General features: G+C 68.8%; 25 protein-coding genes. 9 read left to right on the forward strand and 16 right to left on the reverse strand.

The genetic code is table 11. The features are described from left to right. Positions 1–2 precede the first annotated feature (2 nt). A complete protein-coding gene (locus QHF84_RS40375) occupies positions 3–821 on the reverse strand; it encodes a PDZ domain-containing protein (protein ID WP_281318906.1) in 819 nt (272 codons plus the stop codon). 271 nt (positions 822–1,092) lie between these two features. Between QHF84_RS40375 and QHF84_RS40380 the strand changes: the two genes are divergently transcribed. From QHF84_RS40380 to QHF84_RS40390, 3 genes are read left to right on the forward strand one after another with little or no spacing between them, the layout of a single operon-like run. Beyond that, complete coding sequence (locus tag QHF84_RS40380; RefSeq protein ID WP_281318907.1) at positions 1,093–1,929, forward strand: class II glutamine amidotransferase; 837 nt, start codon at positions 1,093–1,095, stop codon at positions 1,927–1,929. After that, positions 1,904–2,593, forward strand: a complete 690-nt coding sequence (locus QHF84_RS40385) for a hypothetical protein (protein ID WP_281318908.1) — start codon at positions 1,904–1,906, stop codon at positions 2,591–2,593. The genes QHF84_RS40380 and QHF84_RS40385 overlap by 26 nt, the downstream gene beginning before the upstream one ends. Positions 2,594–2,645: 52 nt before the next feature. Further along, the gene (locus tag QHF84_RS40390; protein WP_281318909.1) at positions 2,646–3,563 is read left to right on the forward strand and encodes a patatin-like phospholipase family protein; all 918 of its coding nucleotides are present in this window, start codon (positions 2,646–2,648) and stop codon (positions 3,561–3,563) included. A gap of 351 nt (positions 3,564–3,914) precedes the next feature. Here the strand turns inward: QHF84_RS40390 and QHF84_RS40395 are convergent, their stop codons facing one another. The 5 genes from QHF84_RS40395 to QHF84_RS40415 all read right to left on the reverse strand — a co-directional run bounded on the left by QHF84_RS40395 (position 3,915) and on the right by QHF84_RS40415 (position 9,728). Further along, positions 3,915–4,391 (reverse strand): nuclear transport factor 2 family protein, encoded by a 477-nt coding sequence (locus QHF84_RS40395; protein ID WP_281318910.1) that lies wholly within the window; start codon positions 4,389–4,391, stop codon positions 3,915–3,917. An 84-nt stretch (positions 4,392–4,475) separates the two neighbouring features. Next, on the reverse strand, positions 4,476–6,389 hold the full coding sequence (locus tag QHF84_RS40400) for a beta-ketoacyl synthase N-terminal-like domain-containing protein (RefSeq protein ID WP_281318911.1): 1,914 nt from the start codon (positions 6,387–6,389) through the stop codon (positions 4,476–4,478). Beyond that, positions 6,386–7,174: a hypothetical protein gene (locus tag QHF84_RS40405; protein WP_281318971.1), complete on the reverse strand. Its 789-nt coding sequence runs from the start codon at positions 7,172–7,174 to the stop codon at positions 6,386–6,388. The genes QHF84_RS40400 and QHF84_RS40405 overlap by 4 nt, the downstream gene beginning before the upstream one ends. After that, positions 7,174–9,399: a beta-ketoacyl-[acyl-carrier-protein] synthase family protein gene (locus tag QHF84_RS40410; RefSeq protein ID WP_281318912.1), complete on the reverse strand. Its 2,226-nt coding sequence runs from the start codon at positions 9,397–9,399 to the stop codon at positions 7,174–7,176. Before QHF84_RS40410 ends, QHF84_RS40405 begins: the two co-directional genes overlap by 1 nt. Before the next feature lie 62 nt (positions 9,400–9,461). Then, entirely contained in the window at positions 9,462–9,728 is a 267-nt protein-coding gene (locus QHF84_RS40415; RefSeq protein ID WP_281318913.1) for a phosphopantetheine-binding protein, read from the reverse strand. 175 nt (positions 9,729–9,903) lie between these two features. Here QHF84_RS40415 and QHF84_RS40420 point away from each other — a divergent pair, with 175 nt between their 5' ends. The 3 genes from QHF84_RS40420 (at position 9,904) to QHF84_RS40430 (ending at position 13,122) form a co-directional block, all read left to right on the forward strand. After that, positions 9,904–10,695, forward strand: coding sequence for an enoyl-CoA hydratase/isomerase family protein (locus QHF84_RS40420; protein ID WP_281318914.1), 792 nt, complete (start codon positions 9,904–9,906; stop codon positions 10,693–10,695). A gap of 29 nt (positions 10,696–10,724) precedes the next feature. Beyond that, positions 10,725–11,138 (forward strand): DUF962 domain-containing protein, encoded by a 414-nt coding sequence (locus QHF84_RS40425; protein ID WP_281318915.1) that lies wholly within the window; start codon positions 10,725–10,727, stop codon positions 11,136–11,138. Between the two features lie 682 nt (positions 11,139–11,820). Then, entirely contained in the window at positions 11,821–13,122 is a 1,302-nt protein-coding gene (locus QHF84_RS40430) for a HEAT repeat domain-containing protein (RefSeq protein ID WP_281318916.1), read from the forward strand. Between the two features lie 11 nt (positions 13,123–13,133). Here QHF84_RS40430 and QHF84_RS40435 read toward each other — a convergent pair whose 3' ends face one another. The 3 genes from QHF84_RS40435 to QHF84_RS40445 all read right to left on the reverse strand — a co-directional run bounded on the left by QHF84_RS40435 (position 13,134) and on the right by QHF84_RS40445 (position 14,940). Continuing rightward, entirely contained in the window at positions 13,134–13,754 is a 621-nt protein-coding gene (locus tag QHF84_RS40435; protein WP_281318917.1) for a hypothetical protein, read from the reverse strand. A 314-nt stretch (positions 13,755–14,068) separates the two neighbouring features. Then, on the reverse strand, positions 14,069–14,386 hold the full coding sequence (locus QHF84_RS40440) for an SWIM zinc finger family protein (protein WP_281318918.1): 318 nt from the start codon (positions 14,384–14,386) through the stop codon (positions 14,069–14,071). An 11-nt stretch (positions 14,387–14,397) separates the two neighbouring features. Next, positions 14,398–14,940, reverse strand: a complete 543-nt coding sequence (locus tag QHF84_RS40445; protein WP_281318919.1) for a hypothetical protein — start codon at positions 14,938–14,940, stop codon at positions 14,398–14,400. Between the two features lie 107 nt (positions 14,941–15,047). Between QHF84_RS40445 and QHF84_RS40450 the strand changes: the two genes are divergently transcribed. Further along, positions 15,048–15,764 (forward strand): hypothetical protein, encoded by a 717-nt coding sequence (locus tag QHF84_RS40450; RefSeq protein WP_281318920.1) that lies wholly within the window; start codon positions 15,048–15,050, stop codon positions 15,762–15,764. Between the two features lie 114 nt (positions 15,765–15,878). Here the strand turns inward: QHF84_RS40450 and QHF84_RS40455 are convergent, their stop codons facing one another. Then, positions 15,879–16,781 carry a hypothetical protein gene (locus QHF84_RS40455; protein WP_281318921.1) on the reverse strand — a complete coding sequence of 301 codons (903 nt, stop codon included), beginning with the start codon at positions 16,779–16,781 and terminating at the stop codon, positions 15,879–15,881. Positions 16,782–17,003: 222 nt separating this feature from the next. Here QHF84_RS40455 and QHF84_RS40460 point away from each other — a divergent pair, with 222 nt between their 5' ends. Then, positions 17,004–17,762, forward strand: a complete 759-nt coding sequence (locus tag QHF84_RS40460; RefSeq protein WP_281318922.1) for a DUF6585 family protein — start codon at positions 17,004–17,006, stop codon at positions 17,760–17,762. Positions 17,763–17,864: 102 nt separating this feature from the next. On the opposite strand, the gene QHF84_RS40465 is transcribed toward QHF84_RS40460, so the two are convergent. From QHF84_RS40465 to QHF84_RS40480, 4 genes are all read right to left on the reverse strand, one after another. Further along, complete coding sequence (locus tag QHF84_RS40465) at positions 17,865–18,854, reverse strand: aldo/keto reductase (protein ID WP_281318923.1); 990 nt, start codon at positions 18,852–18,854, stop codon at positions 17,865–17,867. Between the two features lie 261 nt (positions 18,855–19,115). Then, positions 19,116–20,495, reverse strand: a complete 1,380-nt coding sequence (locus tag QHF84_RS40470; protein WP_281318924.1) for an MFS transporter — start codon at positions 20,493–20,495, stop codon at positions 19,116–19,118. Further along, positions 20,488–21,294: a PEP/pyruvate-binding domain-containing protein gene (locus QHF84_RS40475; RefSeq protein ID WP_281318925.1), complete on the reverse strand. Its 807-nt coding sequence runs from the start codon at positions 21,292–21,294 to the stop codon at positions 20,488–20,490. Before QHF84_RS40475 ends, QHF84_RS40470 begins: the two co-directional genes overlap by 8 nt. Next, complete coding sequence (locus QHF84_RS40480) at positions 21,291–23,054, reverse strand: PEP-utilizing enzyme (protein ID WP_281318926.1); 1,764 nt, start codon at positions 23,052–23,054, stop codon at positions 21,291–21,293. The genes QHF84_RS40475 and QHF84_RS40480 overlap by 4 nt, the downstream gene beginning before the upstream one ends. A gap of 175 nt (positions 23,055–23,229) precedes the next feature. Between QHF84_RS40480 and QHF84_RS40485 the strand changes: the two genes are divergently transcribed. Then, positions 23,230–23,931 carry a TetR/AcrR family transcriptional regulator gene (locus QHF84_RS40485; RefSeq protein ID WP_281318927.1) on the forward strand — a complete coding sequence of 234 codons (702 nt, stop codon included), beginning with the start codon at positions 23,230–23,232 and terminating at the stop codon, positions 23,929–23,931. Positions 23,932–24,117: 186 nt separating this feature from the next. Here QHF84_RS40485 and QHF84_RS40490 read toward each other — a convergent pair whose 3' ends face one another. Both QHF84_RS40490 and QHF84_RS40495 read right to left on the reverse strand, forming a co-directional pair. Then, a complete protein-coding gene (locus tag QHF84_RS40490; RefSeq protein ID WP_281318928.1) occupies positions 24,118–24,747 on the reverse strand; it encodes a hypothetical protein in 630 nt (209 codons plus the stop codon). Positions 24,748–24,910: 163 nt separating this feature from the next. Next, the gene (locus tag QHF84_RS40495) at positions 24,911–25,738 is read right to left on the reverse strand and encodes a trypsin-like serine protease (RefSeq protein ID WP_281318929.1); all 828 of its coding nucleotides are present in this window, start codon (positions 25,736–25,738) and stop codon (positions 24,911–24,913) included. Positions 25,739–26,038 lie beyond the last annotated feature (300 nt).

A 26,038-nucleotide genomic window follows, 5' to 3' on the forward strand; every position in this document is an offset into this window, starting at 1 on the left:
GCTCAGTCGACTTGCCCGAACTCTGCGAACGTCGGGTAGATGGGCCCCTCGCGCAAGGTCACGCTCGCCGTCGTCCCGTCTGCGTGCCGCAGCACGACGGGCAGGCCGTCCGAGGGGATCGAGTTGAACGCGCTCCGCACCGCGTTGCTGCTCATCTTCGTCACCTCCTTACCGTTGATCTGCACGACCTCGTCGCCTGGCTGCGCGCCTGCGCGCTCGGCGGGGCTGCCGCCGATCATGCGCGTGAGGAAGCACGTGTCCGTGCGCAGCTCGAACCACAGCCCGAGCCCGAACATTGCGTGCGCGCGCTCGTAGGCGAGGACGACCTCGCCGGCGCCTGGCACGTCGAGCCGGATGCGATCGCCGAGCACGAGATCCTCGGTCGGGCGGAACTCCTTCACGCCGATGGGCTTGTCCGTGACGGTGTTCGCGTCCCAGATCTCCACGCGCATCTTGTCTGCGGACGAGACCTGGAAGTTGCCGCGTGGCGCGTCGTCCCAGCTCGGCTCGAGCGTCTCGCTCTTCGGGTTCGTCCGCAGCACCTCCTGGTCGTTGATGTAGAGCTTGGCGTAGGGATCCGGCAGCTTGCCGATGGCTTGCTTCCAGCTCCTGCCGTCGCGCATCGTGTCCTTGATCGTCCCGGAGACGACGCGGATCCAGCGCAGATCGTCGGGCGGCGGCGGATCGAGCGCCTGCTCGGCGGTGATCTTGCGGATGTTGGTCCCGATCTCGGGATAAAGCGCGACGCATCCGACCTGGAACGCCGCGGCGGCGAGGAGGGTCGCGAGCACGAGCGCGGGGGCGAGTCTTTTCGTGTTCATCGCGGAGGGGAAGTTCGGGGCGGAGTCACCGAAGCGTCCGGGGCACCCTGGCCAAGGACGAAGCTCCTGTCTATCAGAGATCGAGGGGCGCTGCGGGAGCCCCCGATGGCGTCGCCCTGCGCCTCCCCACGTCGTTCGGGCCCATGGTCCGAATGCCAGCCGGCAAGCGAAGCTGTGACTTGCCCGGACGCCTCCGTTTCATCACAAAAAGGGGAGCAGGCTCCGTCCATCCCCACGTTCTCACCGCGCCGCGGAGAGGGAAGGCAACACCATGGCTCGTCTCGTCGGCTTCGTCGGCAACCGTCCGGACCTCGGGGCACGAGTCCTCGAGCTCGAAGCGCGCCACCTCCTGGTGCACAAGCAGCCCGATCGCATCCCGGGCTGGGGTGTCGGCTTCTACCAGGGTGGCGAGATCCTCTTGAAACGCCGCCCCATCGACGATCGCCCCCAGATCAACGTCGCCGAGATGACCCACGGCCTGCGCGCCGACACCCTCATCGCGCACGTGCGGCTCGGGACCGTCGGCGGCTCGCGCACGGAGAACACGCATCCGTTCCGGTACCGGCAGTGGCTCTTCGCGCACACGGGCACGATCGAGGCGTTCTCCACGCTGCGCGGCCGCCTGTCGGACTCGCTGCCGCAGTTCCTCCAGCGCGACGTTCGCGGCGAAACGGACAGCGAGCTGCTCTTCCACCTGTTCCTCTCGTTCCTCCACGACGCCGGTGTCCTCGAGCGTCAGGACGTACCGCCGGAGGCGGCGCGCAGCGCGCTTCGTTCGAGCATCTCGCTCGTCGACGGGCTCTCGGCCGAGGAGGGCAAGGGCCCGAGCCGCATGAACCTGCTCGTCGCGGCCCCCGATTACGTGATCGCCATGCACGGGGGTGGTCGCATGGTTTCCCGCGTTTTCCAGGGCGCCGCGGATCTCGAGCGTATCCTCGGCGACGGCGGCCTCGGGCGCATGCGCCTGCCCGACTTCGCCTCCTGCCGCCTCTCGATCCTCGCCTCCGACTTCGACGACGACCGGACGCCGCCCGGATGGACGGCCGTCCAGGACCGTGCGATCGTCACGCTCACCCGCACGGATGAGCCTCTCGTCGAGTCGATCTGACCTGCCCCAAAGCACACGCGCTGCCGCGGCTGCGTGCGCGCTCCTGCTCGTGAGCCTCCTCGGCTGCGGGGGCGCGGGGGCGCCCCTGTTCGCCACGACCTCGGAGCTGCCGGAGGGATCACGCAGGCCGGACGGCGTCGCGGTGGATCCGGCGAGCGCGCCGCCGCGCGCGAAGGACGTGGCAAACGCGGAGGCCGGGCTCGTCACGCTGCGCACGCCGCTCGGGACGGAGGCCGTCCTCACGACGGTGAACGGTTTTTTCCGGGCGATCGTGAACGAGGACATGGAGGCGCTCGAAGCGCTCTTCACGCGCGACGCGCTGTCGATCAGCACGACCTACGGCCCGAACAACAACGCGCCTTCGGCGCCGCTCTTCTGGACGCAGCGCATGCGCCGGCTCGACTACACGAAGCTCGCAGGTGAGGTCGTCTTCCGCGAGGCCGAGGTCGAGGTGTACCGCGCCGAGGATGCGCTCACGTCCTCGCCACACCCGGCGATCCGCGTCGAGGCGCTCTCGGCGGGGGATGTCGTCGTGCGCGTGCCGATCGCAGCGTCGCGCGTGGGATCGGATCGGCTCCTCGGAGACGAGGTCGTGCTCTGGCTGCGCCGCGAGGGCGAGCGCTACCGGATCTATCGAATCGTCGAAGATTTCCAGATGCCTTGAGAATCGGGAGCCTGGTTTGCCCGACCTCGCTCGGGTGACCACAATGCTGACCATGAGTCGCCTCAAGGTCGCGTTCGTGGCGTCGGGCGGGGCCGTACGAGGTCTCGCCCACCTCGGGGTCCTCAAGGCCTGCGAGGAGCTCGGGGTCCTGCCGGAGATCTTCGTGGGCACGAGCTCCGGCGCGCTGGTCTCCGCGACGTATGGCCAGGACATCCCCCTCGACGTCCTGCTCGACGCGTACCGCCTCCCATGGCGCCGCCGTCACCGCGGCCCTCGGCTCTTCCCCTCCACGTTCATCGGCCTGCCGAGGCCCAAGGAGTTCCTCGATCCGGGCCACCTCACCTCGGGGATCTTCTCGGCCGATCGGCTGGAGAACTACCTCGCGAGCTTTTTGCCCATCAACGATTTCCGCAAGCTCCCGAACCCCGTGTTCGTGACCGCCGTGGACATCGACACAGGCGAGCGCGTGGTGTTCGGCCCAGGCCACGACGAGACGACACCCATCAGCCGAGCCGTCGCGGCGAGCTGCTGCGTGCCCGGGATCTTCCGCCCATTCCGCATCGGCGATCGATACTTCGTGAACGGCGAGGTCGCACGCACGCTCTCCGCAGACCTCGCGATCGCAGCGGGAGCAGACGTGGTGATCATCTCGAACGTGTACAAGCCGGAGCGCGTGCGCGAAGGGCGGCGCAGCCTGGCGCGGCGCGGCCCCTTCCCGGTCCTGCGGCAGTCGCTCAGCGTGCTGCTCACGGAGAAGGAGCGGCAAGGCGTGGAGCTTTACGGAAAACTCCACCCGCACGTGACGTTCCTCGACATCGCGCCAGATCTCGGGCCGTTCAGCTACCTGAACCGCTTCGCAGTGCGATCACTCGTGCTGCGAGGATATCGGCAAGCACTCCGGGTGCTGGCCGAGGCGAAAGAGAAGGGCTTGTTCGACCGGACGAACAAGCTCGTGCGTCCGCTGAATTGAGGCTCGCGTGAGGCGCCGCGCCGGGGCGCTGCCCCGGACCCCGCGGGGGCTGTTCGCCCCTCGACCCGAACCAGGGCAAGCCCTGGACTCGGGGGGAAGAACTGCGCGGTGCGCAGTTCTTCCACGGGCCGGTGGCAAGACCTTGGAGGTCGTCGCGCGCAGCGGCACGTGGCCGGTTGAGACGTCAGCGCTGCGGTCTTGGTGGGCGGGGTCGTAGCCTGTTCGATGAACTGCGCATCGCGCAGTTCATCGACCCCGGGTCCAGCGCTTGCGCTGGTCCGGGTGCAGGGGCGGACAGCCCCTGCTGGGGTCTGGGGCAACGCCCCAGCGCAACGGCCTCGAGCGAGCCGCTCACATCCCTGCGACGATGCGGAACTCGCCGTTGTAGGGCACGAGCTCCAGGCGGTTGTCCTCGACCTTGCGGCGCCACTCCTCGCTCTTCGTGCCGGGGATGCGGTAGCTCGCGCTGTATGTGTAGTCGACGAAGATCATGTCGTCTTCGTGGATGATGCGGCGGTAGCGGATCTCGTAGCGGATCGCGCGTGCGTCCTGGAATGCGCCGGTCAGGTACGCTTTCAGGCCGGCGTAATCGATGTCGTCGCCTGGGTCGACGTTGCCGCCGTCCTCGTAGTAGTCGGGTGACGCGAAGCCGTAGAGGACGGAGACGTCCTTGTCCTCGACGGCGTGCCGGTACTTCTCGCAAAATGCGATGATCTTGCGGTTTTCGTCGGTGTCCTCCACGTCGGTGTTGGGGATGTAGCGCGTGGCGCATCCCGTGAGCGTGGAGAGGGCGAGCGCGAAGGCGGCAAGGGTTCGGGTCGAGGGCATCGCTTGGATTCCGGGGAATCGAGGGTCGACGACGAGGCGCGCGAGCGCGCCATCGTGGTCTACGCGCAACTTGCCAGACGACCCCTACCCCCGGCAAGCCGACCGCCAATTTGTCACGAAATCGAGCACTTTTGCCTGCAAGGCAAGGTGCCCGATCGGGCCTTCGTGGTGGTCGCTCGTGATGTCAGGGTCGATCGAAGCAAGCGCGTTTTCGGCGGAAACGCCGAGCAAAACGGCCACCGCGCCCTCGGCGTAGGGGCGATGTGATGCGGACGTGAATGACAGAAGATCACGCGCCGCAGGGCCGGCGTCGTCGACTGCGAGCACGATGAGGCGATCTGCGTCGCCCATCGCGACGAGCTCGGCGCCGACGGAGAGCGCCTCGGTGCCGCCGTCGAGGCCTGCGTTCACCGCGAAGCTCGGGCCGCGGAGCTGAAAGACGATCGCGCACTCGCCGGCGACGGCGTTCGGCGAGGTGGCTGGGAAGAGGCGCGGATCGACGGCGGCGGGGCCGCGCGCGCGGCGACGTGCGTCGAAGCGATCGTTCGTGTCGAGCGTGGCGAGCGCATGTCCCGCGACGATGCCGGCGCCCGCGAGGACCTCGCGACCCACGTTGCGGGCGAGCTCCGCGACGGCGCGCATCCCGAGGCGACAGAGCGGATCGAGCCGCGCGAGGCGATCCCGCGGGACACCCGTCAGCGCGGAGAGCTCGACCAGATCGACACTCGTGACCGCGGCGTGCGCGTGCAGATACACGGGGCGCGCCTGCCTGCGCGCGCGGCCGCTCGGCGCGCGCGTGAGGACGAGCGCGGCGTTTGCGCCGCCAAACGCGGCCGAGAGCTTGAGCGCGGCATCGAGCGGTCGTGCTTCGGCGCGGTCGAGCACGGAGGCCGCGGCGTCCGGATCGAGCTCCCCTTCCCCTGCCGCGGCCGGCGCGATCTCGCGTCGCAAAGCATCCGCCGCGGCGAGCGATTCGAGCACGCCGGCTGCGCCGAGCGTGTGTCCGATCTGCGCCTTGAAGGGGTGCACGATCGGCGCGGGAGCTCCTTCGAAGAGCCGGGCGATCGCGCGGGATTCCATCGCGTCGTTGAAGGGCGTCGCGGTCGCGTGGGCGCTGACGAGGCCGATCGTCGCGGGAGTGATCCCGCTGTCTGCGATCGCGGCAGCGCCTGCGCGCGCGAGCCCGTCGCCGGTGCGATCGGGCGCCGTGATGTGCACGGCGTCCGTGGAGGCGCCGAAGCCCGCGACGCGGACGAACACCGAGGCGCCGCGCGTGTCCTCCTCGCGGACGAGCGCGACGAGGCCGGCACCTTCGCCGAGGCTCATGCCGTCGCGGCCGACACGGAAAGGCCGCGGGCGTGAAGCCGTGGTCGCGCGGAGGGCCTCGAAGCCGGTGGCGACGAAGCCCGAGACCGCGTCGTAGCCGCCCGCGATCACGAGGTCACACGCGCCCCGGTCGAGCCAGCGCAGGCCGAGGCCGATCGCCAGGGTCGAAGCGGCGCACGCGGCGACGAGGTGCACGCGGCGGGAAACGTTCGAGCTCGAAAGATTTGCGGCGGCGAAGGCCTCGTCGAACGGCGCGAAGTAGGTGGCGCGCCCGGCGAGCGCGGCGCGTTCGTCCTCACGAGCGGACTCGCCGCGGGCCCAGGCCTCGCGGGCCGCGAAAAACCGCGTCGCCCCGAGCATGCCGCCGCTCGACGTGCCGACGGCGATCCCGAGGCGTTCGCCACGCCAAGCGGGGCGCGCCTCGTCGAGGGAACACACGAGCTGCCCGAGCGCGCAGGCGAGCAGATTTGCCGCGTGATCCTCGAAGGGCGAACCTTCATGGGGCAACGCCGCGCGCGCCGCGAAGGGCCGGTTCAGGCCGGCGCGCGCGAGCTCCTCGTCGTGCGCGAGGACCACGCGTGCAGGTTCGCCGACGTCGCCCGCGTGGTAGGCGCTCGGCCCCACGCCGAGCCCCGAGACCGCGCCCACCGCGATCACGCACGCATCCGTCACGACGCGCCTCCTCCCGAGGAGACGTCCTCCGCGGGCGCATCCGGATCCTCGAAGGCACGCGGGTTCGGCGCGCGCCCCGTCTCCTCGCCCTCACACGTCACGGTCACCGTGAGCCCCGTCGAAGCCTGGTGATACCGCACCGTGCCGCACCCGATCCGATCGGCCTCTACGACCTCCTCGTCGAGCATTTTTGCGCGCGCGCCCTCGCCCGACCACGTCGTCCGCCGCGCCGAGAGCGCCCCCGAGCTCGCCGCGAAGAGGTCGATCACTGCTGCCCCGTCGCGCAACGTGAACCGATCCCCCGCGGGCTCGACCTCGTGCCAGAGCAGCTTCCCCGACGCCGGTCGGAGCAGCCACCAGCGGAGGAAATCCACGGGCAGGCCGCGCATCGCGGCGCGGGGCGTCGAGGCGTCGCCACGCTTGAGGAGTTCGATCGCCGGGACCGCGAAACGAAAGCGCTCGCCGCGCACCCAGAGGTCGAGCGCCGTGGTGCCGCCGGGCCCGAGCAGGATCATGCGCAGCGAATCCGGCGGCGCGATCGCCACGGCGCCACGCGCCTCCAGCGTGCGGCCCGTCAAAGGCTCCCGCAGCGCGAGCGCGAGCCGGAGCGTCCGCGCGCCCTGCCCTTCCGCCTGCTTCGAGAGCGCCGCGAGCTTCCGCCGCGCTTCACGCCAGCTCCCGAGCGTTGGCGCCGCGGCCGAGCGCGGGGCGGGCGCGTTCGGCGCCGCGCACGAGGTCGCGCCGAGGCACGACACGAACGCCCCGAGCAAGGCCGCGCGGCGCATCACGACGAACCGGGTTCGTCCGGAGATCGCTCGGCCGTGAGCAGCAGCGCGTACCCCCGCTCGGGCGCATGCCCCACGACGAGCGCCGCATCGAGCTCGCCCCGCGCGATCGCGGCGAGCGCCGCCGCCATGGCGAACCCGCCCGCGCCCTCGTGCACGCCCGATCGCGGCGCGACCGCACGATGCGGGACAGCCGCCCAGACCTCGGGCAAGCGCAGGCCGGGCGGGAGATCTTCCTGTCCGGTGAGGATCGCAGCTCGTTTCGGCGGCATCGGCGCGCCGTCGAGCGCGCCCTCGCCCTCGCCGCGCCACGACGTCCACCAGGGCAGATGCGCGATCGGCCGGATCCCGCGCGCCTTCGCGTGCTCCTCGGCTTCGAGCAGGATCGCGCTCGCGCCCTCGCTGCGGACGCCGCGCGCTTCACCCGAGCAAACAGGCCCGAGGCACCGCTCGATCATCGGGCTCGCCTCCTCCACGCTGCCAGCCGCGAGCACCTCTCCCTCGCCCACCGCGATCAGATCCGCCGCCGTCACGACCGCGCACTCGGCCGTCACGCCGAGATCGGCCACGGCGAACACCGGACCACGCAGCCCGAGGTAGATCGACGCGTGCCCCACGGGCGACGAGGGCACGAGGTTCGGGAAATCCGCCGGGCTCGCGAACTTCACGCCCTTCTCGTAGATGCGCCGCATGAACGCGGTCGAGCCGTCCACGCTGCCGAACGCCGCGCCGAGGATCGCGCCCACCTCCACGCCGATCGAGGGATCGAGCGGATCGAGGTTCGCATCCCGGAGCGCCCGCTGGATCGCCACCGCCGACAGCCGGCCCGCACGATCGAGCCTTCGCGCGCGGCCCACGTCGAGGTGCTCGGCCGCCTGGAAGTGGATCGGCCCCGGCGCGGGCGCGGGACCCGGCGTGAGGTACGCATCGTTCTCCCGCGCGCCGAGCACGCCGAGCGGGCCGATGGTCGCCGCGGAGACCACCACCACCGATCGTCGCGCCGGCGCCTCGGGCGCGGGAAACACGTCCGGCGCGGCGAACACGAGCGCCGTGTCCGTTCCTCCGAAGCCGAACGAATTCGACATCACGGCACGAACGTCCGCCTTCGTCGCGCGTGTCGCGTGCGCGAGCGGGCAGGCAGGATCGACCTCTTCGAGCCCGATCGTCGGCGGAACCTCGCCCCGCGCGATCGTCATCACCGACACGGCCGCCTCGATCGCGCCCGCCGCGCCGAGCGTGTGCCCGATCTGGCCCTTCACGGACGAGACCAGGACGCGCTCGGCTTCCGGACCGAAACACGCGCGGATCGCGGCCGCCTCCATCGAGTCGTTCAGCGGCGTCGCCGTCCCGTGCGCGTTCACGTGGTCGATGTCCGCGGGCGTGAGGCGCGCCTTCGCGAGCGCCGCCTGCATCACGCGCGCCGCCGTGCGCCCCTCGCGCTCGGGGTTCGTGATGTGGTGCGCCTCGGCGCCCACGCCCCAGCCGACGAGCTCCGCGATCGGCCGCGTCACGCCCCGCGCGCGGCTCGCCTCCTCCGGTTCGAGCACCAGAAACGCCGCGCCCTCGCCGAGGTTCAGGCCCGCGCGACGCTTGTCGAAGGGGCGACACGGATTCGGGTCGACGGCCGAGAGCGCGCCGAACCCCGTGTACGTGAGCCGGCAGAGCCCATCGGCCCCGCCCGCGACCACGCACCGCGAGACGCCCGCGCGGATCCAGGCCGCGCCGAGCAGGAGCGCGTTCGCCCCGCTCGAACACGCGCTGCACACGCTGCGCACGCGGCGAAACGGCCCCACCGCGGCGCGCACGTGATCGGCCGTCGACGAGAGCGGGTGCGTGAGCATCGCCCGCAGCGGCTTGATCGCGTCCGCGTCGCGCGACAGCTCCGCGAGCAAATCTTCGGTCTCGTACATTCCGGCCGTCGTGCCGCCGACGATCAGATCGATCGGCCACAACGAAGGCGCGACGCCGGCCTGCGCGAGCGCCTCGCGCACCGCGAGCACGCTCATCGCGTCCGTGCGTGACCACGCCTCGGCGTCGCCCTCGGGCGCGACCTCGGCCGCCGAGAGCCCCCGGACCTCCGCGGCGAGCCGCGTGCGCAGGTCGGGCAGGTCGAAAAGCGAGAGCTCGCCGAAGGCGCGATCGCCCGCGAGCAGCCTGTCCATCGTGACGCCGGCTCCGCGCCCGAGCGGCGAAACGACGCCAATGCCGGTCACCCAGATGCGCATGCGCCCCTCGGCCTCGTCACGGAGTCTCCCGGCGCGTTCGGCCGGGCGGGAAAGATCCTCGGTCAGGCCGCGGCCTTCGCGCGCACGATGTGCTCGGCGAGCGCGTTGACCGAAGCGAAGATGCTCTTGGCCTCGTCTCCCTCGGGGACACGCACGCCGAACTTCTCTTCCACGGACATGGCGAGCTGCAGCGCGTCGAGCGAATCGAGCCCGAGCCCCGCGCCGAAGAGCGGCGCCGCGTCGTCGATGTCCGCCGGCTCCTTCCCCTCGAGGTTGAGCTCGGTGACCATGAGTTCCTTGAGCCTCTGCCGCACGTCCGCAGGATCCATGGGTATCAACGCGTCCCAGGTAGCACGAAACCGTGCCCCGTTAGAAGGTGGTTCGCGCCGCCGCGCCTCGTGGCCGGCGTCGCGGAAGCAAGGAGAACACGCGCGCATCGCGAGCGAGCCCGCCGTGGCGCAGGCGGTGGATCCCGTCGCGCCGTCACGGTAAATGGGGCGCGCCATGGCCCTTGTCGAGTGCGAAACAAAATCCCGCGTCGCGGTCCTCACGCTGAACGACCCGCCCGTGAACGGCTACACGCACGAGATGATGAAGGAGCTCGACGCGGCGATCCTCGCGGCGCGCTTCGATGACGCGGTGCAGGCCCTCGTCGTGACCGGTCACGGCGAGAAGTTTTTCTGCGCCGGCGCCAACATCAACATGCTCAAGGCCGCGTCGCCGAGCTTCAAGTACCAGTTCTGCTTGCACGCGAACGAGACGCTCCTGCGCCTCGAGCACACGCCGAAGCTCGTCATCGCCGCGCTGAACGGCCACACCGTCGGCGGAGGCCTGGAGATCGCGCTCGCCTGCGACCTCCGCGTCGCGCGTCGCGGCGCCGGGAAGGTCGGCCTGCCCGAGGTCGCGCTCGGCGTGCTCCCGGGCACGGGCGGCACGCAACGCCTCGCGCGCCTCGTCGGCAAGCCCCGCGCCATCAAGCTCATGTGCGAGGGCACGACCTTCGACTTCGACACGGCCCTCGCCTACGGCCTCGTGGACGAGGTCTGGGAGACGGAGACCCACGCCGCGTTCCTCGACCGGGCGATCGCGTATGCCCAGAGCTTCACGACCCCGGGCCGCGCGGCGATGGCCATCGGACGGATCAAGCGCGCGGTGCAGACGGGCCTGGAGATGGGCCTCGAGCAGGGCCTGGCCTACGAGCGCGAGCTCCAGGCCGAGCTCTTCGCCTCGGAGGACGCCCGGGAGGGCATCGCCGCCTACGTGGAGAAACGCAAGGCGTCGTTCCAGGGCAAGTGAACTCCGTCGCGGCGTGGTAACCTTCACGCATGTCGACGAAGGACATCCAGAGCTTCGAAGAATTCTGGCCGTTTTACGTGCGCGAGCACAGCAAGAAGGCGACGCGCACCTTCCACTTCGTGGGGACGACCGCGGCGGGGCTCACGGCCCTCGCGGCGATCGCGCTCCGCCGCCCGGCCCTCATCCCGGTCGCGCTCGTGGCCGGCTACGGGCCCGCGTGGGTCTCGCACTTCTTCATCGAGAAGAACAAACCCGCGAGCTTCAAGTACCCGCTCTGGTCCTTCGCGGCCGACTGGGTGATGTGGAGCAAGATCCTCACGGGCACGATGGACGCCGAGGTCGAGCGCGTGATGGCGGCGAACACGAACGGCCAGGGTCACGCCGATGAAGAGACCACGGCCGGGTACACGCACTATCAGGCGGGTACGAACGGGGTGAACTAGCCCCCCCAGAGCGTATCCGGAAGCCGGTTCGCTGGGGCGTTGCCCCAGGCCCCAGCAGGGGCTCTCCGCCCCTGCACCCGGACCAGCGCAAGCGCTGGACCCGGGGTCGATGAACTGCGCATCGCGCAGTTCATCGAACAGGCCGAGGTAAGAGCAGCGACGACCTGTTCACCAAGAACGCGCTGGCACGCAAGAAGCAACCACAGAACTGGCCGGAGGACCCGCATCGAGCCTCGACGGGAGATTTGAACCGGCCGGAGGACCCACGTCGAGCTCGACGGGAGATTTTGCACGGCTTGCGGGCCGCGGCGCGCGACGCGGGATGGATCCGGGCGGCCGGTAGGCTCTCGTCGAGGAGTGACCGGGGGCGTTGGGGAGCCGGACTGGCTGCCGTCGAGGGTCGGCAGGCGGCAACGGGAGCCGGACTGGCTGCCGTCGAGGGTCGGCAGGCGGCAACGGGGGCCGGACTGGCTTGCGTCGAGGGGTGATGGAGGGGCTTGCGGCCGCGACTTCGTTTCGGCGAGGTCGCGCGGCGGGGGATCGGGCGGGCGATGGGGGATGGTGGCGGTTTACGGGCGGGTGAGGGGCGGTCGAAAACGGGCGGCGAACGTCGACGGGGCGCGGGAGGCGGGCCGCAAGGGGAGCGTGGACGTCGCACGACGCACGGCTAGGGTATCCGTCGATGTCGCCTCGACCTCGCCCTTCCTTTTCCGAGCTCGTGGCGGCGCTGGGCGACCCTGAACACGCCCCCAAAGCCGCGCGCGCCCTCGGCCGAACACGCGATCTCGCCGCGATTCCGATCCTGATCGCCCGATACGACCTCGCCGTCCGCTCCTTCGATTCGTGGGAATGGTGCGGCACGATCGACGGGTGGATGCCCGAGATGAGGTCGGCGTACCTTCGCGCCCAGGCGCTTCGTCGAGCGATCGTGACGGCGCTCGGCGATCTCGGGCGGCCCGCGCTCGAGGCGGCCCTCGCGCTCCCCCTCGGAGACCGTCCCCGTCCGTCCGACCTCGTCGAGATCGCGCGACGATCGGGCCCCACGTCCGTCGAGGTGATCAGCCGAGCGCTCGGCGGCCGCACGGCGTACGAGATCAAATGCAACGTCCGGCTGCTCCGCGATCTCGGCGATCCCCGCGCCATCCCTCATCTCGTCCCCTTGCTCCACCACCCCGCGAGCAGCGTCGGGGGCATCGTCTGGGAGACCCTCGTGAGGCTCGGACGGCGGGATCTCGATGGCCTCGCTGCCCTCCCGGAAAATGTATTGGATCCCCTGTGGAAACTCGCCCTGCGCGCGAGGGCGGGTGATCGGCGGATTTTACCGGAGCTCCTCCGCACGTGCGAGGCGGGTGAAAACGGGCGCGCTCGGAATGCCGCGCTGGGCGCGCTCGGCAATCTACGCGCCGCCGAAGGCGTGCCGTGGCTCCTGCGTGTCCTCGACGAGGGCTCGCCGGACGCGACCGTCGAAATCGCCGTGGAGGCGCTCGGTAAGATCCGCAATCCTGCGGCCATTGGGCCACTCCTCCGGATGCTCTCGCAGGATCAGCGCTGCTTCGGGATCACCTGGGAGGTCCAGCGTGTCTTGCGCCGGCTCCTCCGCTCGCCGCGCCCGCTGCTCGATGCCGTGGCGAATGGACTCGCGCCCAGTCGAGCCGCCGGCGTGCTCTCCTTGCTCTCGCCCATCGAGGATGGAGATGCGCTCGCCGAGGCGCTCGCGCACCCGGCGGTCCAGATACGCGAGGCCGCCGCGATGGCGGCCCACCATGTCGAAGGGCGAGCGCGACGGCATGTATTGCTCCCGCGGCTCGAAGCCCTGGCGCTCGAAGACGGCGAGCCGTGCGTCCGACGTCAGGCCGCGTATGCCCTGGGCCGCCTGCACGTCTCGTCAGCGGTGACCCCCCTGCGGCAGGTCCAAGGTGATCCGGACGAACGGGTGCGCGAAGCGGCTACGCGAGCCCTCGAATGGCTGGCGTGGCGGCATTAGACGGCGCCCGCCTACGCCTTGCTCCGCCAAGCATCGAGCGTGCGTATCCCCTCCCCCGTCCACCCTTCGATGAGGTCTGCCCATGCTTTGGCGGAATGCGGGCCGAGCTTTGCTTCGTATCGGTTGCCCGCTTCTCCTGCTCGGTAGGCCCATGTTTGAACGGCCTCCATCAACCCCACGACGACGAGGTTCCGTGCTTCATCGTCCCCGTGGACGAGCACGTGCTCCATCGCATCGAACACGTCTTGCACCCACGGCGCCTTGCATCCGCTCGTGAATGCGTACATGTGCCTTCGTCCCATGTCGGCGATGCCCGTGTAATCGAGCCACGATTCGTGCCTGCGCTCCGATTCGAGCCTCTCGCGAAAGCGTGGCCAGACGGCCGCAAAGCAGGCGATCGCGCCTCGGGCGCCCTGGGGATGGGGATCGAGCGCGGGCTTTTTCGGCGCGCGCGGCGGAGCCATGTCCACACGCTCCGCGAGAGGAGCCGACAGGAGCGCGCGATCCACATGGCCATGCTTCGTTGCCCAGCGGAAGATGGCGAAACTCTTGCGCCGCGAGCGCCATCCTCGGCTCGGGGCCTTCGCTCCCATCGTCGCCTCGACGAGCTCCGCGCGCACGGTCGGGGCCAAGCCGGGATGGACGAGCGCACACGCAAATGCGTCATGCGCATCGTAAACACGTTCCGCTCGTGGAGCCCGAGGCGCATCCGTCGGATATGCGTTTTGCGCGGCAGCGAGCACCGCGGCCGCCGGGAAATACCCGCGAGACGATAACAAGAGCCGAGCGAGCTTTGCGGGAGGTCTCGGGAAAAGCCCAGGCCAGACAGGCTCGCCGGGCGCCCCCTGCGCCGTACGCACGAGGAGCGGTAGGTCCGCGTCGCCGTGAGGCGGAAGAGGCCCGGGCGGGGGGAAGGTCGTCGTCGACAGGAATGACGCGAGCGTCATCAAGTATACCGATGCCCCGCTGGCAATGCCTCCTCCACGAACGCATGCCCATTTGCCGCGAGGAGCAAGAGCCCGAGCGCGTGCTTGCAGGGACGCTTGCGGCTCGGGCAGCTACATTGCGCGTCTTCCGCCGAGCGCGCGAAGACCGCATAAGCGTCGCCCTTCGAGCCGAGCGCCACGCCCCACACGGCATCTCCCTCACGCCCCAGCCTGCGCCAGGCCGAAGCCTTTGCGAGCTTCTTGCCATCCGAAAACGCACGGGCATCCGGCGCCAGCGCTTGCACGTGATCGACCTTCAGCGAGCCGAGCCAGGTCATGGCGATCCCCTCTATCCTTGAAAAATCGTGAAAAGCCCATGGCCCGACGAGGAGCCCTCTTCGAGCGCGTCCTTCGCCTCGCGGAGCGTCGCTTCGGGGCTGTACCGCTCGTTGAAACGCCGCGACGAGAGCGCATGCGCGATCGAGCCCGAGAGGCTCCGGCACGTCTCGGGGCTACGCCAAGCGATCGCCGGAATGCCGGATTCGGACGCGGGCAAGTCCAGCCATTCCCCGTCGCATCTCCGATACGAAAGCTCCCAGAGCGGATACTCGCTCTCGTCGGGATAATATTCGAGGCACCACTTCCGGCGCGCGAGCGTGGAGAGAAGAACCTCCACGGCGCGCCCGTACATCGCCCCCTCGGGATGCTCCACGCCCTTCGGCAAAAACACGAACGTGCCCCGCGCCATCACCTCGAACGCAGGCCGCAAGCGCTCGTCGGGCGCGTCGGCCGCGCGGTAGATGGCATCGGCGAGATCCGGGATGTCGCCACGAATACGCGCCTGCAAAAGCGCGGGGTCCACGAGCAGGAGGTCGAGGAATTGGCTTCCCATGCGAGAGGGAGTGTCGTCTGGTCGGGTATTTCTGTCAACAACTTCGATTGACGCGACTTCGACGATCAGGCACGGTTGTCCCCCGACTCGAAGGACGAGGTAAAGCCATGATTCAGCTCATTCGCGAGAGAAGGTCTTGCACGATGTTCGTCGCCGTCGCGCTCACGATGCTCGGGTGCGCCGCCTCCGGCACCGGAGGCGCGGGGGGGAATGGCGGAGACGGCGGGGATGGCGGCGATGGATGGGGGAATGGCGGCAACGGCGCGGGCGGTGGGGGCGGCAGCGGCGCGTCCGGCGGCGAGGGCGGGTCTCCGGCAGAACCCAAGCGCATTTTCATCACGAAGACGATGTACAACGGAAACCTCGCCAAAGCGGGCAATGCAGCGACCGGAATCGAGGGCGGCGACAACCTCTGCAAGCTCGCCGCAGACGCCGCGAACCTCGGAGGTGCGTGGAAGGCGTGGCTCTCGGACGCGAAGACCAATGCGATCGATCGCCTCACCGAAGTGGGCCCGTGGTATACCGTCGACCGGTCGGAGATCATCTTCAACAACAAGTCCAACATCCTCACGGGGCCCCTCACGTCGGTCGGGTACAACGAGAACGGGGAGCTTGTGGGATCGGAGGATGGCATCTGGACGGGGACGAAAAAAAACGGCCAGATGGATCCCGAGTACGTGACCGATTGCGACAACTGGACCAACGGCACCAACACAGGGGATGGGTGGACCGGCCTCGGCTACAGCGACGACCCGAACAACTGGACGGCGTATTACCTCAAGCCGTGCCAATCCCCCTACCATCTCTACTGCTTCGAGCAGTGATCTGAACTCGGCGGCACCGAGATCAACCGCCAAACGGCCGTTCAGACTGCGGTGAACGCGAAGAGATCAAGCGGTCTGGACGATCGCCCGGCTTGTCCTTCGGTCTCAGGCAGCTCAATTTTGGCAGCCAATGCGCTCGTTATGCAGCGCGATATCGTCGATCCACGCCGTGAAACCGGGCGGGGCTTGCTGATAGTTCGTCCAGCCGATGCGCACCTCGCTGAAGGCGTTCGGGATCTGCGAGCCCTCGTAGTTACCGGGCCCGTTCGCGATGCTGATCTGATCGACGTGCACGTCGTCGATGTAGAAGTCGTAGCTCTGCGTCGGCCCGTCGATGTGCCATTCCGCGCAATGCCACTGGTCGTCGAACATCCAGGTGTAATCGCTTCCCTTGCCGAACTCGGCCCCGTTCGGCTGGACGTTGTAGAGGTACTGGACGTGGGAGCCGTTGCCGTCGTTGTTCCAGCCGTCTTTGTCCTCCTTCACGGTATCCACCACGCGGACCTCCTCCGGCCCTGCGGTGGGGCCTTCGCCGTAAAGCGCGACGATGGTCGAGTGGACGAAGGCGTCGGGGACGGGGAGCGCCACCTTGTACCGAATGCGGCCCCAGTGCCCGCTGCCGAGCTTCGAGCCGTCGTGATAGATGCGGCGCTCTCCGTTGACGATCGGGCCCAATTTCAACGAGTGGGTGCCGCTCACCGCTTCATCGTCGGCGACCGCGGCGGGGTCGCCGTGCTTGGTCCACTCTTGCGGGATCGCGCCGACCTCGGTGGCCTCGAAATCCTCGCAGATGATGTATTTGCCGGAGGAGCATGAACCTTGATTCTGGCCGGAGCCGCCGGAGCCGCCGCTCCCGCTGCTGGCCGCCCCGCCGCCGCCGGCGCTGCTGCTGCTCGTGCCGGTGCTGCCACCGCCATTTCCGCCGTCGCCCGAGCTCGAATTCGAGGCGTCTGAGCTGCAGCCTGCGTGGAATGCGGTCAAGAGGAGCGCGAGGCCGCAAGCGTGAACACGATGCATGGTTGACCTTCGACTTTCTGCGCGAATGGTCGAGCGCTCGCCCACTCGCCCGTAAGGCGCATGACCCTAGCCCAGTCCGGCGCCTCGAATCAACGATCAACGAAGCGTGTCGGGGAGGTGGTGCTCCCGGCTCGAACCCCCTGGGCGCCCGCGCTTGCCATGGTAAAGCTCGCGCTGATGACGCACCCGTATCGCCGAGACAGCACTCCCCCCGAGGCACCGATGCGACGCTCGGCGGAGGACCGGCTCGGCAGGCTTCGCTCGGTCCACCGCGCCACCAGGGAAAGCTTCGTTTTACCCCTCGTGTTCGCCTCGATCCTGCTCGTTTTGACCAGCACCTTGGGCGCCACGGCGGACGGCCTGCGCGGGCTCCTCCTCTCGTTGCCGTTCGGCCTCGCTTGCTTCGCCTTGCTGGCCATCCCTGCAATACGCCGCCGGGGCCTCTGCATCGAGGTCCACGACTGCGGCCTCGTCGTCCATCAGCGGCGTGCTCGCGCCGTCATCGTCTTCGAGGACGTCGACGAGCTCTGGTTCGAGCTCGACCGGCGCTCGTTGCCATTCGGGGACCTGGCGCTCATCCGCGCGGTGCGGCTCGTCGAGCACGGCGGCGGCCCAGCGCATACGATTCCGCTCCACGTCGAGCTCGGGCACGAGATCACTCGGCAGATCGTCCGTCACTGCTCCCTGCCGCTCGCGGCCGACGCAGAGAAGGCGCTGCGCGCGGGAGAGACGCTCACCTTCGGAAAGGTGCGTATCGACGCCCAGGGAATCATCCTGGGAAAGAGCCGCGCGGCGTGGAAAGACCTGAGGCTCGTCCGCATGCAGCCCGGCAGGATTGTGTTCTTCCGAGGACAAACCGTGATTCCGTGGCGCACGGTTTCCCTCGACAAGGTCCCGCATCCCACGGTCTTCATGAACCTCGTGCGCGCCTGCGCGCCACGGATCGAGGTCGACGATCGCCTCGGCGCGCAGATGGGATGACGGAAGACGAGGCCCCGCGGGCACGCACTTGCATGCAAGTTCGACCCCCCCGCGGGCCTGCTGCCGCGCCGGGTGCAGCGTGATCACATGTGCGTTCCTCCCTCAGAGTCCCGTCATTCGCTCCAGATGTTCGGGATAACGAGCCCCTTGCACGGTGATTTTCGCGGCGGCGCCATCGATTTCGCGCAGATCGTCAGGCGTCAGCTCGACATGAGCTGCTCCAAGGTTCTCCTCCAGGCGGTTCCGCTTCGTCGTACCCGGGATGGGAACGATCCACGGCTTTTGCGCGAGGAGCCACGCGAGCGCGATCTGGGCAGGGGTCGCCTTCTTTCGTTCTGCGACCTTGCCGAGCAGATCGACGAGCGCCTGATTCGCTTTGAGAGCCTCCGGCGTGAAGCGTGGAATGATGTTGCGGATGTCGCTCCCGCCGAACGTGGTGCGCTCGTTCATCTTGCCCGTCAGAAAGCCCTTGCCGAGAGGGCTGAACGGGACGAACCCGATGCCGAGCTCCTCGAGCGCCGGCAGCACGTCCCTCTCGGGTCCTCTCGTCCACAGCGAGTATTCGCTCTGGACTGCCGTGACCGGCTGGACTGCGTGGGCGCGGCGTATCGTCTTTGCGGAAGCCTCGGAGAGGCCGAAGTGCTTGACCTTGCCTTCCTGAATGAGCGCCTTCACCGCGCCTGCCACGTCTTCGATTGGCACGTTCGGGTCGACACGGTGCTGGTAAAAGAGGTCGATGGCCTCGACCTGGAGCCGCTGGAGCGAGGCTTCGGCGACCTGCTTGATGTGCTCGGGCCGGCTGTCCAGGCCCGCTTGCTTCCCGTTGGAATCGATCTTGAACCCGAACTTCGTGGCAATCACCACTTGCCCGCGGAAGGGAGCGAGGGCTTCCCCGACGAGCACTTCGTTCGTGAACGGGCCGTAGACCTCGGCGGTGTCGAAAAAGGTGACGCCACGTTCGACGGCCGTTCGAATCAGCGAGATCGCCTCCTGCTTGTCCGTGGGGGGGCCGTAGCCGAAGCTCAGTCCCATGCAGCCGAGGCCGATCGCCGAGACCTCCAGATTGCCATTTCCGAGCTTGCGCTTCTGCATTGCTTCTCCTCCTTCTTGGCTGTCGCTGCACGTGCGGTACGGCATCCTCGACGTGAAAGGAAGATGCTCCCGGTCCATGCCGAGGACTAGACGCCTTTCAGCGAATGGGCTGTAGAGCCCGGCTTGACAATCCGGCGCGTTTGAACGCCACGGTGCCGCGGACGGCCGTGCCGTTCGTCCTCGCCCCGGGTCGCACCCCGGAGGGCGCACGACGAGTTGCTCTGCCGCGGACAGAGAAGGGATTCTGCGTGCGAGGCGTGCTCAGCGCGGCTCTGCGGCGGGCACGGGCGGCGGGAGACGGCCAGGGAGGAGTGCGGCGCAGCCGAGGGTCACGACCAGCGAGGCGCAGAAAATCACGATCGATGTCGCGTGCTCGCGCCTGGCGATCTCGGGGGCCGGGCTCTCCGTGAGGACCAGGCCGAGCACGGTCAACCCGGCAATGCCGCCGAGGTAACGCATGGTGGAGGTGAGGCCCGCCGCCATTCCGCTTTTTTCCCGCGGGACGTCGCCGATCGACGAGGCTTGCGCGGGCGCCGATGTCAGGCCGAGGCCCAGGCCGAGCAAGCCGAGCGCGGGCACCGCGTCCGTCACGGCATGGAAGGGCAAGATCACGAGCAGCACCATTGCAGCGAGCGCGAGCGAAGTGCCGACGAGCGCGACGGCGCGCGCCCCGAAACGCTCGGACGCGCGCCCCGCGAAGGGGGAAGCGACGATCATCATGGCCATCATCGTCACCAGCGTATTGCCGACGTCGCGCGGCCCCGCGCCGAAGAGGCGCCCCGCGACCTGCGGCAGCTCGAACAGCATCGAGTACATGGCGAAGTTCTGGATGGCGATGAGCACGCTCCCCGCGACGAAGCTGCGGCGCCTGAACAATGAAAAATCGATGACGGGATCCGCGGCGCGTCGCTCCCACCAAGCAAAGGGAACGAGCCCCAGAACGCCGAGCGCGGCGGCCCATCGGAGCTCCTTGTTTTCGAGGCCGATCACGAGCCCGAGGAGTGAGGCCCCGAGCAGCACGGAGCCAAGCACGTCGAAGCGAGGTCGCGCCGCAGCCTCTCGCGGCGGCGAGGCCGCGCGGTCGCCGAGATGCACGAGCGCGGCGGAGAGGAGCAGGACCGGGACGTTCGCGAGGAAAATGGACGTCCAGCCGAAATGCGTCACGAGCAGCGCCCCGACCTTCGGGCCGAGGCCCGCCGAGAGCCCCATCATGGCGCCCATCGCGCCGAATGCGCGCCCGCGCACCTCCGGTGGGAGCTCCGTGCGAAGCATGGCAAACGCGCTCGGGGCGAGAATCGCGCCGCCCGCGGCCATGAGAATGCGCGCCGCCGTGAGCCCCGGGAGCACGGGCCATAAAGAGGCGAGCGCGGCGCCGAGCGCGAAGAGGATCTGCCCCAGCGCGAGCGCCCGCCGATATCCGAGCCGATCGCCGAGCTTGCCGCCCGGGCTTTGCAGGACGATGTTCGTGAGCAGATAACTCGATACGAGCGCCTGCCGGAGCACGCCTGAGTCGGCGCCGAGCGTGCGCGACATCTCGGGCAACGCGACCGCCACCATCGTCGAATTGAGCGGCGCGAGCGACGCCGAAAGCGCGATAGCGACGAGCAGGCGCACAGGGACACGGGGCCCTTGCTCAGCCACGCGTGATCGCCCTTCGCTGGAGCAGATACAGGCGACCCGCGGCGAATGCCCATTCCAGATCCTGCGTGCCGCCGAAGGCCGCTTCACACGCCGAGGCCAGCGCGTCGAGCGCGGCGAGGCGCGCGTCGTCCAGGCAAAGCGCGGAGATCTGGTGCGCCGGGACGGCGACCTCGACCGTCCCGCCTTCCTCGCTCCACGAGATCGCGCAGTCCTTCTCGCCCGCCCTCTTTTCGAGCACGCGCCCCCCGCGCGCCACGCGATAATGGTCCGGCGTGACGATCCCCGCGACGACCGCCTCGCCGAGGCCCCACGTCGCCTCGATGACACGCTCGTCCGCGCCCGTCGTCGGGTGGCGCGTGAAGAGCACGCCCGCGCAATCGGCCTGGACCAACCTCTGGATGACGATTCCCATCCGGGGCTCCGGCGGAAGCCCCAGCTTGCGCCGATAGGCGAGCGCCGACGGCGTCCGCGCCGAGCCGTGCACGGCCTTCAGCGCGTCGAGCAATCCGGACCGGCTGCGCACGTTCAAGATCGTCGCGTGTTGCCCGGCGAAGCTCGCCGAGCCGGAGTCCTCGCCGACGCCGGAGGACCGCACGGCCACGGGCCCGGCGAGCGTCGCGAATGCATCGAAGAGCGCCCCGTGCAGCGCCTCTTCCCCCGCGACCACGCGATCCACGAGAGCGGACGAGAGCGCGAAGGCCGGCGGCACGGGCAGGCCACTTCGATGCGCTTGCCCGAGCTGCGCGGCTTTTCCGCCGAACTCGGCCTCCGGCAGGTGCTGATCGAGCGTCGCGATCACGTCGCCACCTCCAGCGAGACCGCGGGCGCCGCGGCGAGGACCGTCACTTCGCCTTTTTCGCCGTCCACGCGCACGAGCGCCCCGTCGGGGATCGTCGTCGTCGCCTCCTTCGTGCCGACGATCCCGGGGATGCCGTATTCGCGTGCCACGATCGCCGCGTGCGAGAGCTGCCCTCCCCGATCGGTCACGATCGCGCCGAGCAGCGGGAGCACGACGTTGAAATAAGCCGACGTCGATCGTGTCACGAGCACGTCCCCTTTTTGAATGCGCCCGAAATCCGCGGGATCGAGGACGACCCGCGCCGTCCCTTCGTACGCGCCTGCATTGATGGACAGGCCCGCGACGCGCACGACCGTGTCCTTCTCCTCGGGCTTTGGGCCCGCGTGCTCCTGGAACACGTCGGCCATGAGCACGTTCATCGCCTTCATCGCGCGGCGCGCCGGGGCCGGGAAAACGTCGAGGGGCGGCGGCTCGCCGGGCGGCGCGTTCAGCCAGGCAGGCGCGTGATCGAGCGTCATCGTCGCGCGATACAGCGCGCGCTTCGCGAGCTCCTCCGCGGAGGGGCCCTCTCGATCGTCGAGCAGCGCGAACATCTCGTCCATCGTGAGATCCACGGCGAGCTCGGGATCCCCGATCTTCCCGGCCGCGGCGAGGCGCCGCCCCACTTCGAGCACGGCCCTCCGCGCGAGCCCCGTCCCCCAACTGTCCGCGTAAATGCCTCGCTCGTCGCGCAGCCGGTTGACGAGCCGCGCCTCGCCGAGCAGCTCGTCGAATTGCGCCCGGTGCGCGGCCGGCACCCGCGCGCGGAGCTCCCGCTCCTTCGCGTCGCGCGCGGCGAGCGCCTCTTTTTCCTTGAGGTCTCTATCGATCACCGCGCGAATGGCCCGGACGAGCATGTCGGGCAGCTCCCCCGCGGTCTTGTCCGCGATGTCATACCCGATCGACCGATATCGCACGAGATCGAGGTACCCACGCGCCGCCGCCCCGACCTCCCCCGGCACGGCCACGAGCGCATCGAGCACGCCCTGCGGATCTCCCTTCCCGGCGAGCACCGCGCGGCCCTCCTCGCTCGCGCGCAGCGCCTTGCCCAGCGCCTCCAGCTCGTCGATGGCGATCCCGCGGGCGAGCGGCGACGTCCCCTGCAAAAGCGCGAGCACCTCCCCCGTGCTCGCGCCCGTCCATTCGCAGGTATGCGCGGTGTAATCGCCCGTCGGTAGGATGGCCGCGATGTTGTATTCGTGGTGCAGGGTCGCCATGTCCTCCATGTGCCACCGCACGCGCCGCACGAGATCCCGGAGCTTGCCGAGGTCGAGCGAGGCCGGATCGATCGCCTGCAAGGCCCGGTTCTGCGCGATCGCCCGCGGCTTGTCGCTCCGATCCCAACGCTCGAGATCCGCGCGCCACAATTTCGTCTCGAAGGCGCGCTGGCATTTCTGGATCCGCGCCCGGATCCCGGGGTGAAGCCGGAAGAGCAGCCACAACACGGCCTTCGGCGGCGGTTGCCCGCCGCCTCCTCCCTCGGGGACGCCGTACGGCACCATTTGCGCGTACCCGAAGCCGTTCACCGGGACCATGTTCATCCGGGCCATGAGGAGCCCATATCGCTCCATTCCCTTGGTGAAACCTCGCGGCACGCCGCGCGCCATGACCTCGGCGCCGAACCGCGTGCTCGGGCGGATGAAATGGGACTTCTCGAGCTCCCAGGGGCCCGGCCCGGGTGGTTCGAACTTGAGGTCGGGGAACATCGGATGGGTCTTCATGGCCTTCACCTCGACCACGCTCCTCGGTGACGATTTCGTTACGGTTGCGTGTCGAACCCGAGGCTACGAGATTCCCGTCCGCACGTCCAGTACCCGATGACCATCTGAGCAAGTTGGTCATCGAGTACCACCCGGTGTTGGTCATCGGTCGACGGCCGCTGTAGAGTAGGGCGCGATGGCGGCGTACGAAGACGAGCAGCACCGAGCGCGCGCGGAGCGGATCCTCGCGGTGGCCCAGGAGCTGCTCCTCAGTTGGGGCTACAAGCGGGTCACGATCGACGACATCGCGCGTCGTGCTCGTGTAGGGAAGGGCACCATCTACCTCCACTGGAAATCGAAGGAGGCGCTCTTCATGGATCTGCTGCGCCGGGAGGTAGCTGCCATCCTCGACGCGCAGCTCCACGAAATTCGAGCGGAGCCGATGATGGTGCTGCCGCACCGGATGTTTCGCTCGATGTTCCTGCTCCACACGGGGCGCCCGCTCGCCAGGGCCATTCTCGGAGAGGAAGCCGATATCCTGGGCGCGCTGGCGCCGGACCGATTGGCGCCGTCCTTGGCCCGCGTCCTCGGGCTCACGACGCTCCTCACCGGCATCTTGCAGGCCTTGCGGGATCACGGGCTGATGCGTGTGGATCGCCCGCTCGCCGATCAGGCACATGCCATCGAGGCAATCCTGTCGGGTTCCTTTCTGCTCACCAAGCTGCCGTCGCACGAGGTGCCCACGCTGGAGCAACAGGCGGACATCCTGGCCGTCACGGTGCGAGACGCATTCGAGAGGCCCGAGCCGCCGGATCGCGCAACCGTCGAAGCAGCGGCGGAGCGACTCGGCGCGATGCTCGACGACATGCGCACGCAGCTCCTCGGCAAACTATCCTAGGTTTGCCGATCGGATACGTGAAGGAAAACCCTGGGCAAGCCGTGACCTTCTGCTGCAGGCCGCCGGATACGTGAAGCCATGAGCGGCCCCGTACGGATCGAGGCAAACGACTGGATTGCGGAGCGGCCCCTGGACTTTCACCCGACAGGGGAAGAAGTCATTCGCTGCCGCAATCCTTGCCGAGTCTCACTTGCCGCCGGTCCCTGCCGGCGGTGTCTGCTTCAATGGCTCCAGCGGGAGCCTGAAGCCTGGCGCCTGGAAGACGCAGTTTTTCTGCTCGATGAGCACCGTCTTGCTTCGCGGCGCATAACCAGGGTGCGACGCGCGCAAGGTGTAGTTGCCCGCAGAATCGACGACCCAGGAGGACTTGCAGTCCCCAGGCCGTCGAGGTTGCCTGAGAATCTCTTTCCCCTGCGGGCTCGTCAACGTCACCATTGCGTCGCAGAGCGACCTCTCCGTCGACGCGTCCTGCACCTCGACGACCAGCGACTCGACCAGCACGAGGGATCGGTGCGTACAAGGCGGGGCGTTCGCGGCCGCTTTCTCTTCCTCGGTCGGAGGCGCCGGCGGCTCCTTTGCGGGCGGCGCCTGGGACGCGGCTGCCCCCGACTCCGGGGCAGCGCCGCCGTCCGTCACGGGCGCCGCGGCGGTCGGCGAAACGGGAGGAGGTGCAGCCGGACCCGAGGAGGTCGAGCCCGGCGCAGGCCCCTGCGCGGCCGCAGGGCCCTGCGCCGGGCCAGGCGATGCCACGCGCGCGCCGCAGGCGGCGGCGCCCAGCAAGAGGAGAATCGAGCCGATTGCGGAGCGAGCTTTCATGAGAACCCTACGGTTTCTGTCACCGGCAGCCTGTACGATACGTCGTTCATGGATAGCACGGCGCGTTTGGGGCAGGAACTCGAGAGCGGAGCGGCCGTCTCCACCGCCGCGAGCGCACCGGCAGGCGCTGCTGCAGCAGCTTGCATTGCCGCCGGCGCCGCCGTTACGGCCCGACAGTGGTCATGGTGGTCTGTACCCAGGTCCTGAATCGGTCGGCCGGGACGACATACCCGGCGTTGACGGGAGACCCGGAGACTGCGGTCACGACCCCAGATACGCCCGCCCCTCCGAAGACGTCGATGCAGGAAGTGCCGGAGTCTCCCTGCAGTGGGATCTGGCTGAGCGCATTCGGGATGAGCGTCACGTAATTCGTGTTGGTCGCGGAAACGGGCATGGCCCCGCAGTGCAGAATCCCGTGGGATCCGGCCACCTCCGCCGTCCACCCGTAACCGCAGCAACTCAAGGTCGTGCCCGCGAGCGTCGACGTCGCCGCCGTGCTGATCGAGCGTGTCACAGCGCCGCTGAACGCAGTCGAGAGGTGAATCAGCGCCACGTCCACGTCGGCCGGCTGCGTGGGCGACGTAGCACCCCCGGTCGTGTGGCTCGGGTGAATGTAGACGTTTTGCCAGATGCGCGTGGGCGCGCTCGGATCCGTCACGTGGCCCCACGTCACTGAAATTTGAGTCGGAGCGCCACCAATATCGCTGGCATCAACAACATGCCCGGCAGTCAAGACCCATCTCGGGCCCAGCAGCATTCCCGTGCCTCTCTTGCGGTAGAGCAGGCCGCCGACGTTTCTCTCTACCGTGATGTCCACATTCCCATCCGCGCTGGGGAGAGGCGCCCACAGGCCGTTCCGGATCTCCTGCTCCGAGATGCCGACGTCCTCGGTCTCGGTCTGGGTCTCTTCCGAGTCGGCGGCCTCGATCGTGCAACCGCCCAGGAGGGCGAGCAGCGCGACGGATCCAAGCAATTTAGGCAAATTCGACATATTCGTTCTCCACACAAAACATCGCTGCCCACGCACGATCGTTCGATGGGCGCGATATGGAAATTTTCCCAGGGAAACAGCTCCTGGGGCGGCGCCCAAGGCGCAGGTCGCCAGCCAGAACCACACCATGCGCCTACCCAGCATCGACGACCCCACCTCGCAGAGGGTCGCCTCATGGTCCCAATGCAAATGACGACTACTCTACGTAGGTGTATGGCTGAAGAGTGGGCACGGACGGTGCGATGGGATTCATAAGCTGGCATCACCCCGAAATGAAAGTAGATTTGGCGTCGTAAAATT

This window comes from Polyangium sp. y55x31, from assembly GCF_029946505.1.
GTDB lineage: Bacteria > Myxococcota_A > Polyangia > Polyangiales > Polyangiaceae > Polyangium.

Coding starts and splice junctions, on each gene's coding strand:
- QHF84_RS40375 (WP_281318906.1), bottom strand. CDS start 821: ATGAACACGAAAAGACTCGCCCCCGCGCTCGTGCTCGCGACCCTCCTC.
- QHF84_RS40380 (WP_281318907.1), top strand. CDS start 1,093: ATGGCTCGTCTCGTCGGCTTCGTCGGCAACCGTCCGGACCTCGGGGCA.
- QHF84_RS40385 (WP_281318908.1), top strand. CDS start 1,904: ATGAGCCTCTCGTCGAGTCGATCTGACCTGCCCCAAAGCACACGCGCT.
- QHF84_RS40390 (WP_281318909.1), top strand. CDS start 2,646: ATGAGTCGCCTCAAGGTCGCGTTCGTGGCGTCGGGCGGGGCCGTACGA.
- QHF84_RS40395 (WP_281318910.1), bottom strand. CDS start 4,391: ATGCCCTCGACCCGAACCCTTGCCGCCTTCGCGCTCGCCCTCTCCACG.
- QHF84_RS40405 (WP_281318971.1), bottom strand. CDS start 7,174: ATGCGCCGCGCGGCCTTGCTCGGGGCGTTCGTGTCGTGCCTCGGCGCG.
- QHF84_RS40410 (WP_281318912.1), bottom strand. CDS start 9,399: ATGCGCATCTGGGTGACCGGCATTGGCGTCGTTTCGCCGCTCGGGCGC.
- QHF84_RS40415 (WP_281318913.1), bottom strand. CDS start 9,728: ATGGATCCTGCGGACGTGCGGCAGAGGCTCAAGGAACTCATGGTCACC.
- QHF84_RS40420 (WP_281318914.1), top strand. CDS start 9,904: ATGGCCCTTGTCGAGTGCGAAACAAAATCCCGCGTCGCGGTCCTCACG.
- QHF84_RS40425 (WP_281318915.1), top strand. CDS start 10,725: ATGTCGACGAAGGACATCCAGAGCTTCGAAGAATTCTGGCCGTTTTAC.
- QHF84_RS40430 (WP_281318916.1), top strand. CDS start 11,821: ATGTCGCCTCGACCTCGCCCTTCCTTTTCCGAGCTCGTGGCGGCGCTG.
- QHF84_RS40440 (WP_281318918.1), bottom strand. CDS start 14,386: ATGACCTGGCTCGGCTCGCTGAAGGTCGATCACGTGCAAGCGCTGGCG.
- QHF84_RS40445 (WP_281318919.1), bottom strand. CDS start 14,940: ATGGGAAGCCAATTCCTCGACCTCCTGCTCGTGGACCCCGCGCTTTTG.
- QHF84_RS40450 (WP_281318920.1), top strand. CDS start 15,048: ATGATTCAGCTCATTCGCGAGAGAAGGTCTTGCACGATGTTCGTCGCC.
- QHF84_RS40455 (WP_281318921.1), bottom strand. CDS start 16,781: ATGCATCGTGTTCACGCTTGCGGCCTCGCGCTCCTCTTGACCGCATTC.
- QHF84_RS40460 (WP_281318922.1), top strand. CDS start 17,004: ATGCGACGCTCGGCGGAGGACCGGCTCGGCAGGCTTCGCTCGGTCCAC.
- QHF84_RS40465 (WP_281318923.1), bottom strand. CDS start 18,854: ATGCAGAAGCGCAAGCTCGGAAATGGCAATCTGGAGGTCTCGGCGATC.
- QHF84_RS40480 (WP_281318926.1), bottom strand. CDS start 23,054: ATGAAGACCCATCCGATGTTCCCCGACCTCAAGTTCGAACCACCCGGG.
- QHF84_RS40485 (WP_281318927.1), top strand. CDS start 23,230: ATGGCGGCGTACGAAGACGAGCAGCACCGAGCGCGCGCGGAGCGGATC.
- QHF84_RS40490 (WP_281318928.1), bottom strand. CDS start 24,747: ATGAAAGCTCGCTCCGCAATCGGCTCGATTCTCCTCTTGCTGGGCGCC.
- QHF84_RS40495 (WP_281318929.1), bottom strand. CDS start 25,738: ATGTCGAATTTGCCTAAATTGCTTGGATCCGTCGCGCTGCTCGCCCTC.